General features: G+C 72.4%; 16 protein-coding genes. 13 read left to right on the plus strand and 3 right to left on the minus strand.

Features of this window, described 5'->3' with window-relative positions; genetic code table 11:
• The first annotated feature begins 104 nt into the window (after positions 1 to 104).
• The 8 genes from EAO73_RS11465 to EAO73_RS11500 all read left to right on the plus strand — a co-directional run bounded on the left by EAO73_RS11465 (position 105) and on the right by EAO73_RS11500 (position 5,692).
• A complete protein-coding gene (locus EAO73_RS11465) occupies positions 105 to 905 on the plus strand; it encodes a helix-turn-helix domain-containing protein (RefSeq protein ID WP_147971258.1) in 801 nt (266 codons plus the stop codon).
• 132 nt (positions 906 to 1,037) lie between these two features.
• Positions 1,038 to 2,516 (plus strand): 30S ribosomal protein S12 methylthiotransferase RimO, encoded by a 1,479-nt coding sequence (gene rimO, locus EAO73_RS11470; RefSeq protein WP_147971259.1) that lies wholly within the window; start codon positions 1,038 to 1,040, stop codon positions 2,514 to 2,516.
• Positions 2,513 to 3,247, plus strand: a complete 735-nt coding sequence (gene pgsA / locus EAO73_RS11475; protein ID WP_147971260.1) for a CDP-diacylglycerol--glycerol-3-phosphate 3-phosphatidyltransferase — start codon at positions 2,513 to 2,515, stop codon at positions 3,245 to 3,247. The genes rimO and pgsA overlap by 4 nt, the downstream gene beginning before the upstream one ends.
• Positions 3,244 to 3,753 (plus strand): CinA family protein, encoded by a 510-nt coding sequence (locus EAO73_RS11480; protein ID WP_147971261.1) that lies wholly within the window; start codon positions 3,244 to 3,246, stop codon positions 3,751 to 3,753. The genes pgsA and EAO73_RS11480 overlap by 4 nt, the downstream gene beginning before the upstream one ends.
• 109 nt (positions 3,754 to 3,862) lie before the next feature.
• Positions 3,863 to 4,246, plus strand: a complete 384-nt coding sequence (locus EAO73_RS11485; protein ID WP_018105285.1) for a helix-turn-helix domain-containing protein — start codon at positions 3,863 to 3,865, stop codon at positions 4,244 to 4,246.
• A 266-nt stretch (positions 4,247 to 4,512) separates the two neighbouring features.
• On the plus strand, positions 4,513 to 4,983 hold the full coding sequence (locus EAO73_RS11490) for a Dps family protein (protein ID WP_147971262.1): 471 nt from the start codon (positions 4,513 to 4,515) through the stop codon (positions 4,981 to 4,983).
• Between the two features lie 57 nt (positions 4,984 to 5,040).
• The gene (locus EAO73_RS11495; protein WP_147971263.1) at positions 5,041 to 5,232 is read left to right on the plus strand and encodes a CsbD family protein; all 192 of its coding nucleotides are present in this window, start codon (positions 5,041 to 5,043) and stop codon (positions 5,230 to 5,232) included.
• A 196-nt stretch (positions 5,233 to 5,428) separates the two neighbouring features.
• Positions 5,429 to 5,692 (plus strand): hypothetical protein, encoded by a 264-nt coding sequence (locus tag EAO73_RS11500; RefSeq protein ID WP_147971264.1) that lies wholly within the window; start codon positions 5,429 to 5,431, stop codon positions 5,690 to 5,692.
• Here the strand turns inward: EAO73_RS11500 and EAO73_RS11505 are convergent.
• Positions 5,685 to 6,515 (minus strand): DNA-formamidopyrimidine glycosylase family protein, encoded by an 831-nt coding sequence (locus EAO73_RS11505; protein WP_147971265.1) that lies wholly within the window; start codon positions 6,513 to 6,515, stop codon positions 5,685 to 5,687. The genes EAO73_RS11500 and EAO73_RS11505 overlap by 8 nt on opposite strands.
• A gap of 67 nt (positions 6,516 to 6,582) precedes the next feature.
• Complete coding sequence (locus EAO73_RS11510; protein WP_147971266.1) at positions 6,583 to 11,247, minus strand: DEAD/DEAH box helicase; 4,665 nt, start codon at positions 11,245 to 11,247, stop codon at positions 6,583 to 6,585.
• Positions 11,248 to 11,348: 101 nt separating this feature from the next.
• On the opposite strand from EAO73_RS11510, the gene EAO73_RS11515 reads away from it, so the two are divergent.
• The 3 genes from EAO73_RS11515 to EAO73_RS11525 are packed head-to-tail and all read left to right on the plus strand — an operon-like array spanning position 11,349 to position 13,323.
• Positions 11,349 to 12,212: an AraC family transcriptional regulator gene (locus tag EAO73_RS11515; RefSeq protein WP_147971267.1), complete on the plus strand. Its 864-nt coding sequence runs from the start codon at positions 11,349 to 11,351 to the stop codon at positions 12,210 to 12,212.
• An 11-nt stretch (positions 12,213 to 12,223) separates the two neighbouring features.
• On the plus strand, positions 12,224 to 13,021 hold the full coding sequence (locus EAO73_RS11520; RefSeq protein ID WP_147971268.1) for an AzlC family ABC transporter permease: 798 nt from the start codon (positions 12,224 to 12,226) through the stop codon (positions 13,019 to 13,021).
• A complete protein-coding gene (locus EAO73_RS11525) occupies positions 13,018 to 13,323 on the plus strand; it encodes an AzlD domain-containing protein (RefSeq protein ID WP_147971269.1) in 306 nt (101 codons plus the stop codon). Before EAO73_RS11520 ends, EAO73_RS11525 begins: the two co-directional genes overlap by 4 nt.
• 60 nt (positions 13,324 to 13,383) lie before the next feature.
• On the opposite strand, the gene EAO73_RS11530 is transcribed toward EAO73_RS11525, so the two are convergent.
• Positions 13,384 to 14,301 (minus strand): hypothetical protein, encoded by a 918-nt coding sequence (locus tag EAO73_RS11530; protein ID WP_147971270.1) that lies wholly within the window; start codon positions 14,299 to 14,301, stop codon positions 13,384 to 13,386.
• A gap of 80 nt (positions 14,302 to 14,381) precedes the next feature.
• On the opposite strand from EAO73_RS11530, the gene EAO73_RS11535 reads away from it, so the two are divergent.
• The gene (locus EAO73_RS11535; RefSeq protein ID WP_147971271.1) at positions 14,382 to 14,576 is read left to right on the plus strand and encodes a DUF3046 domain-containing protein; all 195 of its coding nucleotides are present in this window, start codon (positions 14,382 to 14,384) and stop codon (positions 14,574 to 14,576) included.
• A gap of 181 nt (positions 14,577 to 14,757) precedes the next feature.
• A complete protein-coding gene (locus EAO73_RS11540; protein WP_147971521.1) occupies positions 14,758 to 15,951 on the plus strand; it encodes an AI-2E family transporter in 1,194 nt (397 codons plus the stop codon).
• Positions 15,952 to 16,142 lie beyond the last annotated feature (191 nt).

Genomic DNA, 16,142 nt, shown 5'->3' on the forward strand with positions numbered 1-16,142 from the left:
CGAATCTGATGGCGTACAAAGTCCACCCGCCCGGTTGCCCCACCCTTTCGTACCCCCCCTAGACTGAACACCCAGCAGGTGGCTCACGCTCGAAAGGCGCCCCCGTGTCCATCGGCAACTCCCCCGAAGAAGACCGGCCTTCGATCGGTCGAGTGCTCCAGCAGGCTCGCATCGCCGCAGGTCTCACGGTCGAAGAGGTCAGCACGTCCACCCGGGTGCGCATCCCCATCGTGCACGCGATCGAGCAGGACGACTTCTCCCGCTGCGGCGGCGACGTGTACGCCCGCGGCCATATCCGCACGCTCGCCCGTGCCGTCGGCACCGATCCGGAACCCCTGGTCACGGAGTACGACGCCGAGCACGGCGGCCGTCCCGCGCCCACTCCGGCGGCGCCGCTGTTCGAGGCCGAACGCATCCGTTCCGAACCCCGCCGGCCCAACTGGACGGCGGCCATGGTCGCGGCGATCGTCGCCGTGATCGGCTTCGTCGGCTTCACCTTCTTCAAGGGCGGTGACGAACCCTCGACCGCCGGCCGTGTCGCCGAGGGACCGACGTCCGACAAGATCGCGCCGAAGCCCTCCGCCAGCAAGCCCGCCGACCCCAAGCCGGCCCCCTCCGAGAGCGCCATCGCCGCGGCGCCCCAGGACAAGGTCACGGTCAAGCTCAGCGCCACCCAGGGCCGCAGCTGGATCTCGGCCAAGGACCACAACGGCCGGTCCCTCTTCGACGGCACCCTCCAGCAGGGCCAGTCGAAGACCTTCCAGGACAAGGAGCGCGTCGACCTCGTTCTCGGCAACGCCGGATCGATCGAGCTCTTCGTCAACGGCAAGAAGGTCGAGGACGAGTTCCAGCCCGGACAGGTCGAGCGGCTCTCGTACACGAAGGGCGACCCCGAGGTCGGCTGACCGTACGGACGGAAACACAGCGGCGCGGCGAGCGCCCGGCCACCCGGCCGGGCGCTCGCCGCTTTGTGACTCCGGGTAACGGACCAACCCTCCGCGGCGGGGCCGACGCCGGGACAAAGTAGTCTTGAGTCCATGCCCGAACGCCGTACCGTCGCCCTTGTCACTCTTGGCTGCGCCCGTAACGAGGTGGACTCGGAGGAGCTTGCAGGCCGCCTGGCAGCGGACGGCTGGGAGCTCGTCGAGGAAGCCTCCGATGCCGATGTCGCCGTCGTCAACACCTGTGGGTTCGTCGAGGCCGCCAAGAAGGACTCCGTCGATGCCCTGCTCGAAGCCAATGATCTGAAGGACCACGGCCGCACCCAGGCCGTCGTCGCCGTCGGCTGCATGGCCGAGCGCTACGGCAAGGACCTCGCCGAGGCCCTGCCGGAAGCGGACGGCGTCCTCGGTTTCGACGACTACGCCGACATCTCCGACCGCCTCCAGACCATCCTCAACGGGGGCATCCACGCCTCCCACACCCCCCGCGACCGCCGGAAGCTGCTGCCGATCAGCCCCGCCGAGCGGCAGGACGCCGCGGTGGCCCTGCCGGGCCACGCACAGGAGGTGGCTCCCGCCCCGGCCGACCTGCCGGAGGGCGTCGCCCCGGTCTCCGGGCCGCGCGCGCCGCTGCGCCGCCGGCTGGGCACCAGCCCCGTCGCCTCCGTCAAGCTGGCCTCCGGCTGTGACCGCCGCTGCTCCTTCTGCGCCATCCCGTCCTTCCGCGGCTCCTTCATCTCCCGGCGTCCCTCGGACGTGCTGGGCGAGACCCGCTGGCTGGCCGAGCAGGGCGTCAAGGAGGTCATGCTCGTCTCCGAGAACAACACCTCGTACGGCAAGGACCTCGGTGACATCCGTCTCCTGGAGACGCTGCTGCCCGAGCTCGCGGACGTCGACGGCATCGAGCGGATCCGGGTCAGCTACCTGCAGCCCGCCGAGATGCGGCCGGGCCTGATCGACGTCCTCACCTCGACGCCGAAGGTCGCGCCCTACTTCGACCTGTCCTTCCAGCACTCCGCGCCCGCCGTGCTGAGGGCGATGCGCCGCTTCGGCGACACCGACCGCTTCCTGGAGCTGCTGGACACGATCCGGGGCAAGGCACCGCAGGCGGGAGCCCGGTCCAACTTCATCGTGGGCTTCCCCGGCGAGACCGAGGAGGACCTCGCGGAGCTGGAACGGTTCCTCACGGGGGCGCGTCTCGACGCCATCGGCGTCTTCGGCTACTCCGACGAGGAGGGCACCGAAGCGGTCGGCTACGAGAACAAGCTCGACGCCGACGTCATCGCGGAGCGCCTCGCGCACATCTCGCAGCTCGCCGAGGAACTGACCTCGCAGCGGGCCGAGGAGCGCATGGGCGAAACGCTCCAGGTGCTGGTCGAGTCCGTGGAACCCACCGAGGACGAGCCGCGTGCCATCGGCCGTGCCGCGCACCAGGCGCCCGAAACGGACGGCCAGGTGCTCTTCACCACACGCGAGGGCCTGGTCCCGGGCCGTATGGTCGAGGCAAAGGTCGTGGGCACCGAAGGCGTGGACCTGATCGCCGAGTGCAGTGAGCTTGTGGAGGTAGCCAGATGACCGGAGTCCCGGCATCCGCGGCAGGCGGGTCCGGCTCGACGCCGGTCCGCGGCGGAAAGCTGGGCGCCGCTGCGGTCAATCAGGCCAGTCTGTGGAACATCGCCAACCTCCTGACGATGGCCCGGCTCGTGCTCGTCCCCGGCTTCGTGGTGCTGCTTCTCCACAACGGCGGGTACGACCCGGCCTGGCGTTCCTTCGCCTGGGCCGCCTTCGCCATCGCCATGATCACCGACCTGTTCGACGGACATCTGGCGCGTACGTACAACCTGGTCACCGACTTCGGGAAGATCGCCGACCCGATCGCCGACAAGGCGATCATGGGCGCGGCGCTCATCTGCCTGTCCTACCTCGGCGATCTGCCGTGGTGGGTCACGGGCGTGATCCTCTTCCGTGAGCTCGGCATCACCCTGATGCGTTTCTGGGTGATCCGGCACGGGGTCATTCCGGCCAGCCGCGGCGGCAAGATGAAGACGCTGGCGCAGGGGACGGCCGTCGGGATGTACGTCCTGGCGCTGACCGGTCCACTGGCCACCCTGCGCTTCTGGGTGATGGGGGTGGCCGTCGTGCTGACGGTCGTCACCGGCCTCGACTACGTCCGCCAGGCCGTTGTGCTGCGGCGCCAGGGGCTGGCGGCGGAACGTGCGGCCCAGGCCGAGGGCGCCTCCGAAGTGGCCGGGACGGTCGCGGGGGCGGCCTCCTCGACCCGGGGGCCGGCGGAGGCCGAGCGGTGACTGCCGCGGGCCGCGTGCTGCGGCTGCTCGTGGAGCGGGGGCAGACCCTCGCCGTCGCGGAGTCGCTGACCGGTGGTCTGGTCGCCGCCGAACTGACGTCCGTACCCGGTGCCTCACGGGCCTTCCGGGGCTCGGTCACGGCGTATGCGACCCCCCTCAAGAGTGAAGTCCTGGGGGTCGACGCGGACCTCCTGGCGGAGCGCGGGGCGGTCGACGCCGAGGTCGCGCGTCAGATGGCAACAGGCGTACGGCGGGCTCTGGGCGCAGACTGGGGAGTGGCGACCACCGGCGTCGCCGGCCCGGAACCGCAGGACGGCCGGCCCGTCGGAACGGTCTTCGTCGCGGTCAGCGGCCCGCACGGCGCCGGGAAAGTCGCTGCGCTGCGGTTGAACGGCGACCGGGCGGACATCCGTAAGGAGAGCGTACGAAGCGCGCTCGACCTGCTCTCAGGCGAACTCCACGAGAATGCGAGCGCACAGGATACGGAAGAGAACGGGGGGAATTGATGTTTGCAGCCCTGAGTGAACACGACATCGCTCCCCGCACGGCCGCAGCGCTAGGCGGTACGGTGGGGCGTGAAGGATGCGGCTACGCGGTCCGAGGAGGGAGCCACCGATGATTCTGCTCCGTCGCCTGCTGGGTGACGTGCTGCGTCGGCAGCGCCAGCGCCAAGGCCGTACTCTGCGCGAAGTCTCCTCGTCCGCCCGAGTTTCGCTCGGCTATCTCTCCGAGGTGGAGCGGGGGCAGAAGGAGGCATCCTCCGAACTGCTCTCCGCCATTTGCGACGCGCTTGACGTACGGATGTCCGAGCTCATGCGTGAAGTGAGCGATGAGCTGTCCCTGGCCGAACTGGCCGAGTCGGCAGCGGCCAGCGATCCGGTACCTGTACCGGTGCGCCCCATGCTCAACTCCGTCTCCGTTACTTCGGTGGCGGGTGTACCGACGGGGCGGGTGACCATCAAGGCACCCGCGGAAGCGGTGGACGTCGTCGCCGCCTGATCCGATCGGTTCGGTGTGAAGCCGAGGCCCCGGTCCTCCCCTCTCGTGGGGGCGGACCGGGGCTTTCGCGTGTGACGGGCCGCTCATTTCCCGGCGATCGGTGTGTCAGCGGGGCGATGGCGGGCAGGCGCGTGGATGAGAAGAGACCGAGGAACGCTCCGGAACGCACTTGTCCGTAGTCACCTACTTCCTCGAATGACCGTTTTGCTTCGTTTGTGCCATCGTGGGTGGTGCTGAACGGAACGGATTCCAGATCGGAGACGTGCATGTCTGTGGTGAAGAGCCCACTGTCCGAGACCGACCTCAAGACCGTCGGAGACGCCCTCCAGGGCGCTCTGGTGGATCTCCTCGACCTTTCTCTGGTGGCCAAGCAGGTCCACTGGAACGTGGTCGGGCCGCGGTTCAGGTCCGTGCACCTCCAGCTCGACGATGTCGTCGACACGGCCCGCCAGCACTCCGACACGGTTGCCGAGCGCGCGTCCGCCCTCGGCGTCAACCCGGACGGCCGAGCCGCGACGGTCGCCAAGAGCACGGCCATCGCCTCCGTGTCCGAGGGCTGGATCAAGGACGTGGACGCGGTGAAGGCTCTGATCGACGCCCTCGGTGTGGTGATCGGCCGGATGCGCGAGCGCATCGAGGCGACCGAGACCCCGGACCCGGTCAGCCAGGACATCCTGATCACGCTGACCGCCGAGCTCGAAAAGCACGCCTGGATGTTCCAGGCCGAGAACGCCTGAACGGACCCGCGAGGCCGTACGAGGTACCGACCGCTTCTCTCCGATGGAGGAACGAGCATGAAGAACGAAGGCGCGAAGGACAAGATCACCGGCAAGGCGAAGGAAGCCATGGGCAAGATGACCGGCGACCGTCGCAAGGAGGCCGAGGGCAAGACGGACCAGGCCAAGGGCAAGGCCAAGGACGCCATGGGCGGAGCCCGTGACCGGGCGGACGGCATCAAGGACTCCCTGTCCGACGACAAGGACTGACGTGTCCGCGGTGAGCCCCCACCCGCACGGTGGGGGCTCCGCGCTGAGAGGGTGCGCAGACCTGAGGCAGCGCGGCGGGATTGCGCGACCGGGGCGGGCCCGGGTGGTGCGACCGCCCCGCGCGCGCCGGTGGTGCACCGGTGCGCTCTCGCCCCGGGCGAGCGGGCGCGACTAGGTTCGGCCGGAGGAGGCAGCCATGGTAAGGCGATGGGTGCCGGCGCTCGTTCTCTGCGGCGTGTGGTGGTGGGCCGTGTTGCGACTGGTGCTGGCCCCGGCGCACGCCGGGGTGGTGGAGGGAACGGTGGCGGCGGGTGGATGGGGGCTGAGCCTCCTGCCCGTCCACGTGGCGACGACCGCCCGGCCCATGGGCATCTTCGACGCGGGGACGAGTCTGCTGCGGCGCGGTACGGCGTGGGCGCGCAGGACGGCGCGAATATGGCGTCGGCGGCTTGTCAGGTAGGCGCGGGGCCGGACTGGCAGCGGGGGCACCAGTAGGCGGGACGGCCGTCCTGCTCGGCCGCGCGGATCGGCGTCCCGCAGCGCAGACAGGGGCGGCCCGTCCTGCTGTACACCCAAAGGTCCTCGCTCGGCCTCCGCGCGCGGGAAGCCGCGCGCGCGACGGTACGGGAACGGCCGCCCAGGGTCGTGATGCGGTTCGGGCGGTCGCGGTTGGCGTCGAGCAGCTGGCGGGCGGTCCCGACCAGGAGGGCGGCCGTCGGAGCGGGCAGCTCACCGACGGGAAGCCACGGAGTGGCACGGGCCAGGAAGCACAGCTCGGCCTTGTAGATGTTGCCGATGCCGGCCAGATTGCGCTGGTCGAGCAGAGCTTCGCCGAGGGGGCGGGCGGGGTCGCTCAGGAGATTGCGCAGCGCCGTGTCGGCATCCCAGTCCGGGCCCAGCAGATCGGGGCCGAGATGGCCGACCGCCTGCTCCTCGTCCCGGGTCCGCAGGAGTTCGAGCACCGGCAAGCGGTAGCCGACTGCGGTGTGTGCCGCGTTGCCCAGGACGGCCCGGATCTGGTGGCCGGGGCCGCCGCGCCAGCGCTCGCCCGGGGCGTAGATCCGCCAGGCCCCGTCCATCCGTAGGTGGCTGTGCAGGGTGAGACCGCCCTCGATCCGGGTCAGCAGGTGCTTGCCGCGCGCCGTGACGTCCAGGACGGCCCGGCCGGTGAGGTCGGCGGTGGCGAACCGGGGGACGCGGAGATCGGACGTGGTCAGGACCTCGCCGGCGAGCGCGTGGTGCAGCCGCCCGGCGGTCTGCAGAACGGTGTCTCCTTCGGGCATGCCTCCATCATGCGTCGCGGGGCGGGGGACCGGTGCTTCCAGGGGCTGTACGGCCACCCGTCGTGAGTCACGTCGCGCGGAGGCGCAGCCCTCTCGGGGTGGCGAGGAAGCCGGCCGCCTCCAGCGTGCGTCCCAGGGGGGAGGTCAGGGAGGAGGCGCCGTTGGTCCGCTCGACGGTCACCGTGCCGAGGGCCCCGGCGCGGGCGGCCGCGGCCAGCGCTGCGGCCGCCGCCCGGAGCGCCGGGTCGTCAGGATCGGTCGGCCAGGCCAGCAGCGTCTTGCCGCCGCGCTCCATGTACAGCGTCAGCTCGCCGTCGACCAGGACGACGAGCGAGCCCGCCTTGCGGCCCGGTTTGTGCCCGGCCCCGTCCGGGGGCTCCGGCCACGGGAGGGCGGCGCCGTACGCGTTGGCGGGGTCGGCCGCCGCCAGCACGAGGGCGCGGGGGTCCGCGCCCGGCTCCGTACGGTCCCGGGCGGTGGAGACCGCGCGGAGCCGGTCGACCGCCCCGTCCATCGCGAACTGCGCGGCCCCCAGCCCCTCCACGACGTAGCCCCGGCGCGCCTGCCCGTTGTCCTCGAAGGCCGACAGCACCCGGTACGCCGCCGAGAAACCGCCCTCGACGCCCTCGGCCTGGACCGCGCCCCGGGTGACCACCCCGTGCCGGTCCAGCAGGGTGCGGGCCAGGGCGTGGGCGCGGTGCGTGGGCTCGGGTTCGATGGGAGGCAGCAGGGACCAGCGGCCCGAGACCGTGGGCGGCCCGGTGCGTGAGGCGGGGCGGGCGGCGGCGGTGAGGGTGCCGTAACGGCCGCGCGGGACGTTGCGCCTGGCGCGGTGCGCGGTGGATCCCGCTGTGCGGCCGGAGCCGAGCAGGGAGCGCAGCGGCGCGAGGGTGTCGTTGGTCAGCCGGCCCGACCAGGCGAGGTCCCACAGGGCGTCCGCCAGTTGCGGATCGGTGCAGTCGGGGTGGGTGGTGGCGCGGACCTGGTCGGCGATCTGGCGGAAGAAGAGGCCGTAGCCGCCGCCGAGCACGGTCAGCACGGACTCGTGCAGGGCGCTGAGCTCCAGCGGGCGGGGCGGAGGGAGGAGCAGGGGCGCGCTGTCGGCGAGGTAGAGGGAGATCCAGCCGTCCTTTCCGGGCAGCGCTCCGGCGCCCGCCCACACGACCTCGCCGGTGGTGGTCAGCTCGTCGAGGAGCGCGGGCGTGTAGCGGGTGACGCGGCCGGGCAGGACGAGCCGCTCCAGCGCGGAGGCCGGGACGGGGGCGCCCTGCAGCTGCTCGATGGCGCGGGCCAGCCCGTCGATCCCGCGCAGGTTGTTGCCGCCGAGGTGCTGCCACTGCGGCAGGAATCCGGCGAGGGCGGCGGGCGGGACCGGCTCCAGCTCATGGCGGAGCGCGGCCAGTGAACGGCGCCGCAGCCGCCGAAGGACCGTCGCGTCGCACCACTCCTGGCCGATGCCCGCGGGGTGGAACTCGCCCTGGACGATCCGGCCCGAGGCCGCGAGCCGTTGCAGGGCTCCGTCGGTGACGGCCGTGCCGAGTCCGAACCGGGCGGCGGCCGTGGTGGAGGTGAACGGGCCGTGCGTACGGGCGTAGCGGGCGAGGAGGTCGCCCAGGGGGTCCTTCACCGGTTCGGTGAACGCTTCGGGGACGCCGACCGGGAGCGCTGTGCCCAGCGCGTCGCGCAGCCGGCCCGCGTCCTCGATCGCCGCCCAGTGCGCCGCCCCGGCGATCCGGACCCGGATGGCCCGGCGGGCGGACTCCAGCTCCGGCGCCCAGGCGGGCTCGGCACCGCGCTCGGCCAGCTCCTCGTCGGTGAGCGGGCCGAGGACCCGCAGCAGGTCCGCGACGCCCTCGACGTCCTTGATCCGGCGGTCGTCCGCCACCCACTGGAGTTCGCGCTCCAGCTCGGTCAGGACGTCGGCGTCGAGCAGCTCGCGCAGCTCCGCCCTGCCCAGCAACTCGGCCAGCAGCCGGGAGTCCAGGGAGAGCGCGGCGGCCCGCCGTTCGGCGAGCGGCGAGTCGCCCTCGTACAGGAACTGGGCGACGTACCCGAACAGGAGGGAGCGGGCGAAGGGGGAGGGCTCCGGTGTGGTGACCTCGACGAGGCGGATGCGGCGGGCCTCCAGGTCGCCCATGACCTCGGTGAGCCCAGGGACGTCGAACACGTCCTGGAGGCACTCGCGGACCGCTTCGAGAACGATGGGGAAGGAGCCGAACTCGGAGGCGACCTGGAGGAGCTGCGCGGCGCGCTGGCGCTGCTGCCAGAGCGGGGTGCGTTTGCCGGGGCTGCGGCGGGGGAGCAGCAGCGCCCGCGCCGCGCACTCGCGGAAGCGCGAGGCGAACAGGGCGGAGCCGCCGACCTGGTCGGTGACGATCTGCTCGATCTCGCCCTTGTCGAAGGCCACATCGGCGGCGCCGACCGGGGGCTGGTCGCTGTCGAAGGCGGCGTTGGCCGGGGCGAGCGGTGCGGAGGTGTCCGGGGCGGGGTCCTGTGCCGGGTCGAAGTCGAGGAGGTCCAGGCCCATCATGTCGGCGTCGGGCAGCCTCAGCACGATGCCGTCGTCGGCATGCATGACCTGCGCGTCCATCCCGTACCGCTCGGCCAGTCTGGCGCTGAGCGCCAGGGCCCACGGCGCGTGCACCTGCGCGCCGAACGGGGAGTGCACGACGACGCGCCAGTCGCCCAGCTCGTCCCGGAAGCGCTCGACCAGGATGGTCCGGTCGTCCGGCACATGACCGCAGGCGCGGCGCTGCTCGTCGAGATACGCCAAGACGTTGTCCACGGCCCAGGTGTCCAGGCCCGCGGAGAGGAGGCGGTCGCGGGCGTCCTCGTGGGAGAGCCCGCCGAGCTCGCGCAGGAAGGCCCCCAGGGCGCGGCCCAGCTCCAGCGGGCGGCCCAGCTGGTCGCCCTTCCAGAACGGCAGCCTTCCGGGCACCCCGGGCGCGGGGGAGACGAGGACCCGGTCGCGGGTGATGTCCTCGATGCGCCAGGAGGTGGTCCCGAGGGTGAAGACGTCGCCGACCCGGGACTCGTACACCATCTCCTCGTCCAGCTCACCGACCCGGCCGCCGCCCTTCTTGGGGTCGGCGCCGGCCAGGAAGACCCCGAACAGGCCGCGGTCGGGGATCGTCCCGCCGGAGGTGACGGCGAGGCGCTGGGCGCCGGGGCGGCCCGTGACCGTACCGGCGACGCGGTCCCAGACCACGCGGGGCCGCAGCTCGGCGAAGGCGTCGGACGGATAGCGGCCGGCGAGCATGTCGAGGACCGCCGTGAACGCCGACTCGGGGAGCGAGGCGAAGGGGGCGGCCCGGCGGACCACCGCCAGCAGGTCGTCCACCTGCCAGCTGTCCAGCGCCACCATGGCGACCAGCTGCTGGGCCAGCACGTCCAGCGGATTGGACGGAACGCGCAGCGCCTCGATGGAGCCCGTGCGCATCCGCTCGGTGACCACGGCGGCCTGCACCAGGTCGCCGCGGTACTTCGGGAAGACGACGCCGGTGGAGACCGCGCCCACCTGGTGGCCGGCCCGGCCGACCCGTTGCAGCCCGGAGGCGACCGAGGGCGGCGACTCGACCTGGATCACCAGGTCGACCGCTCCCATGTCGATGCCCAGCTCCAGGCTGGAGGTGGCGACCACCGCGGGCAGCCGGCCCGCCTTGAGGTCCTCCTCGACCTGGGCACGCTGCTCCTTGGAGACCGAGCCGTGGTGGGCCCGTGCGAGCAGGGCGGGAGCGCCCTTGGCCGCGCCGGACTCCGCCATGATCTCGGCGGGGGAGTGGGCCTCCGGCATGGTCTCGCCGGTGGCTCGCTCGTACGCGATCTCGTTGAGCCGGTTGCACAGGCGCTCGGCGAGGCGGCGGGAGTTGGCGAAGACGATGGTGGAGCGGTGGTCCTGGACGAGATCGGCGATCCGCTCCTCCACATGGGGCCAGATCGACGGCTTCTCGGCCTGCCCGGAGGTGTCGTCGGTGGCGGGGGAGCCGCCCAGCTCGCCCAGGTCCTCGACCGGCACGACCACCGACAGATCGAACTGTTTGGTGGACGGCGGCTGGACGATCTCCACCTTGCGCCTGGGGGAGAGGAAGCGCGCGACCTCGTCGACCGGCCGGACCGTCGCCGAGAGGCCGATGCGCCGGGCCGGCCGGGGCAGCAGCTCGTCCAGGCGCTCCAGCGACACGGCGAGATGGGCGCCGCGCTTCGTGCCCGCCACCGCGTGCACCTCGTCCAGGATCACCGTCTCGATGCCGGACAGGGCCTCCCGGGCCGAGGAGGTCAGCATCAGGAAGAGCGACTCGGGCGTCGTGATCAGGATGTCCGGCGGCCGGGTCGCCATCGAGCGGCGCTCGGCCGCGGGGGTGTCACCCGATCTGATGCCCACCCGGACCTCGGGCTCGGGCAGGCCCTGGCGCACGGACTCCTGGCGGATGCCGGTCAGCGGCGAGCGCAGATTGCGCTCCACGTCGACCGCGAGCGCCTTGAGCGGGGACACGTACAGCACTCGGCAGCGCTTCTTCGCCTCGGCGGGCGGTGGGACGGCCGCCAGCCGGTCCAGCGCGGCGAGGAAGGCGGCCAGCGTCTTGCCGGAACCGGTCGGTGCGACGACCAGCACGTCCGACCCCTCGCCGATCGCCCGCCAGGCACCCTCCTGCGCGGCGGTCGGCGCGCTGAACGCTCCCGTGAACCAGCTGCGGGTCGCGGGGGAGAAGGAATCGAGTGCGGAGCCGGTCATGCTCCCCATCGTGCACCCCGCCACTGACAACGGCCGCGACAACCGCCTCCCGTGCCGCCCCGCCGACGGCCGGGGCGCCCGCGAGCTGGGACAATCCCACTATGGCAGGGGCACAGCAACCGGCGGAGTGGGCGCGGCACTGGAGTTACGCGGAGCTGCCCGACCTCGATCTGCTGAGGGCCCGCTACATCCGGCACACCTTCCCGCGCCACAGCCACGAGGGCTATGTCCTCGCCTCGGTCAGCCAGGGCGTCGAGTCCATCGGAACACCCGGCGGCACCCTGCACGCGGGCCCCGGCACCGTCGTCATGATCAACCCGGAGGTCCCGCACACCGCCCGCGCCGGCGTCCCCGAGGGCTGGGTGTACGACACGCTCTACCCGTCCGCGCAGGTGGTCAACGACATCGCCGCCGATACGACGGACCTGCGCGGCACCGTCGGCTTCACCGAGACCGGGGTGGCCGATCCGTACGCGGCCCGGCTGATCGGCGAGGTCCACCGGGCGGCCGAGGAGGGCAACGCCCTGGCCGCCGACAGCGTGCTGCGGATCGTCGTCACCCGCCTGCTCATCCGGCACGGCAGCGCCGTCCCCGCCCGCGCGCCCCGCGCCGGAGGAACCCGTGACGCGACACGCGCACGGGCCCTGCTGGAGTCCCGGATGGCCGACCCGCCCACCCTGGAGGCGCTGGCCGGCGAACTGGGCACCAGCCCCTTCGCCCTGCTGCGCGCGTTCAAGAAGCAGTACGGCATGCCTCCGCACACCTGGCTCACCGACGCCCGGGTCCGGCAGGCGCGCCGGATGCTCGACGCGGGCACGGCCCCCGCGGTCGCGGCGGCGGAAGTCGGCTTCACCGACCAGCCGCATCTCAACCGTCACTTCACCCGGATCGTGGGCGTACCACCCGGCGCCTACCAGCGTGAACGTGCAAGAACGTACAAGACCGGTCCGGAGCGGTCCCGGTAGCGTTGCGGAACGTGGCAGAACAGACAGCTCCCCTTCGCACCACCGCCGAACCGGCCGGCGGCAGCACACTCGCCGCCGGGGCCAAACCGGACGCCGCCGTCGTACGCGACGCCCTCGGCGTCGGCATAGCCGTCGGCCTCTCCGGCTTCGCCTTCGGCGTCACCTCGGCCGGTTCCGGCCTGAGCCTGCTCCAGACCTGCGCGCTGAGCCTGCTCGTCTTCACCGGCGCCTCGCAGTTCGCCCTGGTCGGCGCGCTCGCGGCCGGCGGCAACCCGTACACCGCGGCCGCCGGGGCCTTCTTCCTCGGCGTACGCAACGCCTTCTACGGCCTGCGGCTGTCCCAGCTCCTCGCCCTGCCGCGCGCCCTGCGCCCGCTCGCCGCCCAGTGGGTCATCGACGAGACGACCGCCGTGACGCTGCCCCAGCCCACCCGGCGGGCCGCGCGCATCGGCTTCACCGTCACCGGGCTCACCCTCTACGTCCTGTGGAACCTGACCACCCTGGTGGGGGCTCTGGGGGCCGAGGCGCTCGGCGACACCGACGCCTGGGGGCTCGACGCGGCCAGCCCGGCGGTCTTCCTCGCCCTGCTCGCCCCGATGCTGAAGTCCACGACGGAGCGCGTGACCGCCGCGCTCGCCGTCCTGCTCGCCCTCGGCCTCCTGCCGGTGCTGCCGGCCGGGGTGCCCGTCCTGCTGTCCGCGCTCGCCGCTCCCGTCGTCCTGTTCCTGATGGGCCGGGCCAAGGGCGGCGACACGGGCGGGACCGGGGCGAAGGACGCGGGCGCGACCCCGGCGGAGGACGGCCGATGAACGTCTGGATCGCCATCGCCCTGACCTTCGTCGGCTGCTACCTCGCCAAACTCCTGGGCCTCCTGGTGCCTGCGGGCGCTCTGGAACGCCCTCTCGTGCAGCGCCTCGCCGCCCTGCTGCCGGTGGCCCTGCTGGCCGCGCTCACCGCCCAGCAGACCTTCGGCGACGGACAGCACCTCGTCCTGGACGCCAGGGGCGCGGGTCTTGCGGCGGCAGCGCTCGCCCTCGTTCTGCGCGCCCCCTTCCTGGTCGTCGTGGGCGCGGCCGTGGTCGTCACCGCCGGGGTGCGGGCGCTGGGCTGAATCCCGGACCCGTGAGCGTAAGGGGCACACCCCATGGGCCCCTGCCCCTTACCGCGCCGCTCATCGGTCCAGGACGCGTCCGTGGGCCCGCAGGGTCTCCAGTGCCCTGAGGGTCACCAGCGGCCGCCCCTCCAGTGCCGTCCCGGGCGCCCACTGCCGCCAGGTGACCGGCCAGCCGCCGTCCTCCTCCTGCGCGGCGGCGAGGTGGTCGAGCGCGCGCCCCATCTCGGCGTCGGTGAACCACCGCCGGGCGAGCGATCCAGGTGTACGGGCGTAGTCGTACGGGAAGTGCTGCTCGCCCGCCGCGTACCCCGCCGCCACCGGGTACTCCGCGCGGCGCTCCGGATCGAGCACGGCGAGCCTCTGGTCGCGCACCAGCCGTCCCAGCCGTTCGGCGGCGGCCTCCGCCCGGGGCCGGTCCGGTACCCCGTCCAGGAAGGCGACCGCCGCCTCGATCTCGTACGGATGCGACACGTCCAGGGCGTCCACGGCCGACCAGCAGAAGTCGGTCGCCCGGAAGAGCCAGGCGTGCCATACGGCGTTGCGGTGCAGCAGCCCGACGACCGGCCCGGTCGCCAGCAGTTCGGCCGGCGGGTCGTCGACGATCGGGATGAAGGGGGCCGCAGGATAGCGGCGCTGCGAGGGGAGCAGCGCGGGCAGGGCGCCCTCCTTGGTCGACACCTCGGTCAGGTACCGGCAGATCCGCTCCACCCGCAGACCGCCGCAGCGGCCGATCGAATCGAGGACGCTGAGCGCGTGGGCGGTGTGCAGCGGCTGACTGACGGGCCCGCGCAGATCGGGTTCGAGCGCGTGGCCGTAACCGCCGTCCTCGTTGGCGTACGCGGTGAGAGCCGTCTCCACCGGGTCCGCGCCTCCCGCGAGGTATTGATGGGCGAAGCGGCGTTGTTCGAGGACACGGGCCGTGAGCCAGATGAACTGCTCGGCACGGTCGAGGGGACTTGTTCCAGTTGCAGCCATGGACCGACCGTAGGGCGTCAGGTGCCCCGAGCAGGGCCGGAGCCGTCGGGCTGCACTCTCAGGAGCGGGATACTGAGGGCATGCGGTTGACGATTTTCTGGGAACGGATGGCGGACCACTTCGGCGCGGCCTACGCGGATTCCTTCGCACGCGACCATGTGATGGCCGAGCTGGGCGGACGCACGGTCCACGAGGCGCTGGCGGCGGGCTGGGAAGCCAAGGACGTCTGGCGCGGGGTCTGCGTGGCAATGGGCATCCCCGCCGACAAGCGCTGAGGTCGGGCCGCCTCCGGCCCGGACCGGAGGCGGGCCGTCCACCTTCCGGGGTGGGCGACGCGTTGTCACCCACATAGGCGAGACTTGCTCCGTGGCACCCACAGACGAGACCGCTCAGATCCAGCCGCCCAGCACGCCGCCCGTACCACCGGCTCCGCCGTCCGGCCCCGGGCCCGCCCGCATGCCCGCCTGGCTGCCGCGTGCCATGGTCCTCGCCCTCGCGCTCTACGCCTGCTTCCGGCTCGGCAGCTGGGCCTTCGACCAGCTCATCGGCCTGCTCATCAATGTGCTGATCGCCTTCTTCCTGGCGCTCGCCATCGAGCCCGCCGTGAGCCGGATGTCGGCCCGCGGCATGCGCCGGGGGCTCGCCACCTTCCTGGTCTTCCTCCTCGTGCTGGTGGCCGGGGCCGGTTTCGTCTTCCTGCTCGGCTCGATGCTCGCGGGCCAGATCGTCGACATGGTGGAGGACTTCCCGAACTACCTCGACTCGGTGATCAACTGGGTCAACCAGTCTTTCCACACGGAACTCTCCCGCGTCGAGGTCCAGGACAGCCTGCTGCACTCCGACTGGCTGCAGAAGTACGTCCAGAACAGCGCGACCGGTGTGCTCGACGTCTCGGCGACGGTCCTCGGGGGCCTCTTCAGACTGCTGACGATCTTCCTGTTCTCGTTCTACTTCGCGGCCGACGGCCCCCGGCTGCGCCGCGGGCTGTGCTCCGTGCTGCCGCCCGCCCGGCAGGCCGAGGTGCTGCGGGCCTGGGAGATCGCGGTCGACAAGACGGGCGGCTACCTCTACTCGCGCGGCCTGATGGCGCTCATCTCCGGCATCGCGCACTACATCCTGCTGGCCGCCCTCGGCGTGCCGTACGCGCCGGCGCTCGCGGTCTGGGTCGGACTCGTCTCCCAGTTCATCCCCACGATCGGCACGTATCTCGCGGGCGCCCTGCCGATGCTGATCGCCTTCACCGTCGACCCCTGGTACGCGCTGTGGGTCCTCGGCTTCGTCGTGGTGTACCAGCAGTTCGAGAACTACATGCTCCAGCCGAAGCTGACCGCGAGGACGGTGGACATCCACCCCGCGGTGGCGTTCGGCTCGGTCATCGCGGGTACGGCACTGATGGGGGCCGTCGGCGCGCTGATCGCCATCCCGGCCGTGGCCACGCTCCAGGCGTTCCTCGGTGCTTACGTGAAGCGGTACGACGTCACGGACGACCCGCGCGTCCACGGCAGCCGCCCCGGCGTGCGGGGCGAGCCGCTGTGGACGCGTCTGCGACGGATGCGTACCGCCTTCGCGGGCGAGGACGACGGGGAGGCGGACGGCCGGGAGCCGGAGGGCCCGCAGCGGCCGGACGGGCCTTCCGGGCCGAGCGTCTGAGGGGACGCCCGGAGGCCCGCCGCCCGCTCTCGTCAGGCCGCCGGGCGGTCCGCCGCAGGGCGGCGTGGTGCGCTTGACACTAAAATCGAACATCCATTCTCATGGGATTCCGGCCGGGTTTTCCCGGGCCCGACCGTGGAGTTGTCCACAGGCCGGGAGGACGTCGAGGCCCATTGTCAGTGGCAGGGGTT

Source organism: Streptomyces sp. col6 (assembly GCF_008042035.1).
GTDB lineage: Bacteria > Actinomycetota > Actinomycetes > Streptomycetales > Streptomycetaceae > Streptomyces.